We start from the raw sequence: 2354 nt of genomic DNA on the forward strand, positions 1-2354 counted from the left end.
GGTGGAGTCGTCGTCGAGCTTGACCTTGCCATCGTTGTTGAAGACGCCACCGGCGATCTTGTGGTGCTTGTCGCCCAGCTGCGCGCGGGCAGTGTCCCGGTCGGACTCGGCCTGTGTGCGCAGCGCCTCGGCGGCGGCGGTCGCGCGCCGGGCGTCGTCGCGGGCCGCCTCGGCCCGCTCGGCGTGCGCGTCGGCGGCGGCCGCCCGGTCGGCGGCGTCGGCGGCGGCGGCCCGGTCGGCGTCGCGTTCGGCCGTGGCGGCCTGCGCCTGCCGGCGCTCCCGCTCGGCGCGGGCGGCGGCGTCCTCGGCCGCCCGCACCGCCTCGTCCCGTTCGGTCTGCGCCGCCGCGACCTCGCCGGCGGTCTCCGCCCGGACCTGGGCCAGCTGCCGCTGCACCCCGGCCGGGGACAGTTCGGCATGCAACGCCTCGGTCAGCGTCCCCACGATCTGGTCGAGCCGGTCCACGGCCTCCCAGGTGCGGGCCACCTGGCCGGGCAGGCCGGGGGCGTTGCGGTGACGCATCCGGCTGTTGCGGGAGGCCCGCTGGCAGGCGCCGTCGTTGTCCCGGCAGTACCGGAACGGTCGGCCCGCGCCGACGCGCTGCGGCACGTCGCGTCCGCAGTGGGCACAGGGGCGGGTGTCGGCGGCGGGGGCGGGCTGGGCGTCCATCGAACGGGCAGTCTAGTGGGCGCCTCCCGGGCCGCCGTCCTCGGTGAACGTCACCTCGGCCGGGCCGTCGGGCGCGGTGGCCGTGCTGTCGCGGACGGTCAGCCGGGGTTCCAGCAGCGTGACCTCCGGCGTCGGCTCGTCGGCCAGCTTGCGCATCAGCAGCGTCACCGCCTGCCGGCCGATCTCCTCCGCCGGTACCGGCACCGAGGTGAGCCGGGGGCTGGCGTGCTCGGCGAACTGGTCCGGGCAGACGGCCACCATCGACACGTCCTGCGGCACCCGCCGGCCCAGCGCGGCCAGCGCCGCCTGCACCGGCCCGACCGCCGCCTCGTTCTGCACGACCAGCCCGGAGATGTCGGGGCGCCGCGCGAACAGTTCGGCCACCCGGCGGCGGGCGTCGGCGGCGTTCTCCTCGCAGGGCAGGGTCACCGCGTCGACGCCGTGCCGGGCCGCCGCCTCGGCCACGCCGGCCCGGGTGCGGTGGGCGAACCCGGTGCCCCGGTCGTAGACGGCGGCCGGGGCACCGAGCAGGGCGACCCGCCGGTGCCCGAGCCCCGCCAGGTGCTCCACGCAGACCTGACCCGCCCGGTGGAAGTCCAGGTCCACACAGGTCAACCCGCAGCTGTCGGCGGGCAGGCCGATCAGCACGCTGGGCCGGCCCAGTTCCCGCAGCAGCGGAACCCGTGCGTCGTGCAGCTCGACGTCCATCACCAGGACCCCGTCGACCAGGGCGCCGGCGGCGATGCGGCGCAGCCCTTCCGGGCCCTCGTCGGAGGTGAGCAGCAGGACGTCGTGGTCGTGGCGGCGGGCGGCGGTCACCACGGCGGTGGCGAACTGCATCACCACCGGCACCTGGATGCCCGAGCGCAGCGGCAGCACCAGCGCGATCACGTTGGCCCGCCGGCTGGCCAGGGCGCGCGCCCCGGCGTTCGGGTGGTAGCCGAGCATCCGGATGCTGGCCAGCACCCGGATGCGGGTCACCTCGGAGATGGCCCGCTTGCCGCTGAGCACGTACGACACGGTGCTCACCGCGACCCCGGCGTGTCGGGCCACGTCGGCGATGGTGGGTTGGCCCGACGCGACCCGGCCGCGCCCGGTCATCGGGCCCCGCTCGCGCTGTGCAGCCGGGACCGCCGCTCGACCGGCTCACCGCGTACGGCCACGGCGCCGACCAGCCGCACGTCGGTCGCGGACCGCCCGACCAGCACGGTGTGGGTGGCGTCCTCGATGATCCGGGCGCCCCGGTCGGCGTCCCACCAGGCCAGCTCGGCGGTGCGCAGCCGCAGCGTGACGGTCCGGCACTCGCCGGGAGCGAGGGTGACCCGGGCGAAGTCGCGCAGCTGCCGCAGCGGCTGCTTGACCCGGGAGCGCCGCTGTCGGGTGTACAGCTGCACCACCTCCTCGCCGGGGCGGGGGCCGGTGTTGGTGACGTCGACGCTCACCTCGACCACCTCGCCGGCGGTCACCGCCGCCGCGCTCAGCCGCAGCCGAGCGTAGTCGAAGCGGGTGTAGGAGAGACCGTGCCCGAACGGGTACAGCGGGTCGCCCCGGTAGTACAGGTAGGTGGAGTCGGCGCCGATCACGTCGTAGTCGAGCAGGGCACGAACCTCAAGGCCTGGCTCTACCGGATCCTGACCAACACCTACATCAACTCGTACCGGAAGCGGCAGCGGCAGCCGGTGCAG

2 protein-coding genes and 2 pseudogenes are annotated in these 2354 nt (G+C 76.0%); 1 reads left to right on the forward strand and 3 read right to left on the reverse strand.

All coding sequences use genetic code 11. The annotated features are described in order from the left end of the window. The 3 genes and pseudogenes from AB0M52_RS33270 to AB0M52_RS33280 form a co-directional block, all read right to left on the reverse strand. Window positions 1-669 (reverse strand): annotated as a pseudogene (locus tag AB0M52_RS33270) (serine/threonine protein kinase); the annotation flags it as partial. A gap of 12 nt (window positions 670-681) precedes the next feature. Continuing rightward, window positions 682-1770 (reverse strand): LacI family DNA-binding transcriptional regulator, encoded by a 1089-nt coding sequence (locus AB0M52_RS33275; RefSeq protein ID WP_363961819.1) that lies wholly within the window; start codon window positions 1768-1770, stop codon window positions 682-684. Then, on the reverse strand, window positions 1767-2252 hold the full coding sequence (locus AB0M52_RS33280; protein ID WP_363961820.1) for a fibronectin type III-like domain-contianing protein: 486 nt from the start codon (window positions 2250-2252) through the stop codon (window positions 1767-1769). The genes AB0M52_RS33275 and AB0M52_RS33280 overlap by 4 nt, the downstream gene beginning before the upstream one ends. Before the next feature lie 12 nt (window positions 2253-2264). Here AB0M52_RS33280 and AB0M52_RS33285 point away from each other — a divergent pair. Beyond that, window positions 2265-2354 (forward strand): annotated as a pseudogene (locus AB0M52_RS33285) (sigma factor); the annotation flags it as partial.

The organism is Micromonospora sp. NPDC051296 (assembly GCF_040682255.1).
GTDB lineage: Bacteria > Actinomycetota > Actinomycetes > Mycobacteriales > Micromonosporaceae > Micromonospora > Micromonospora craterilacus.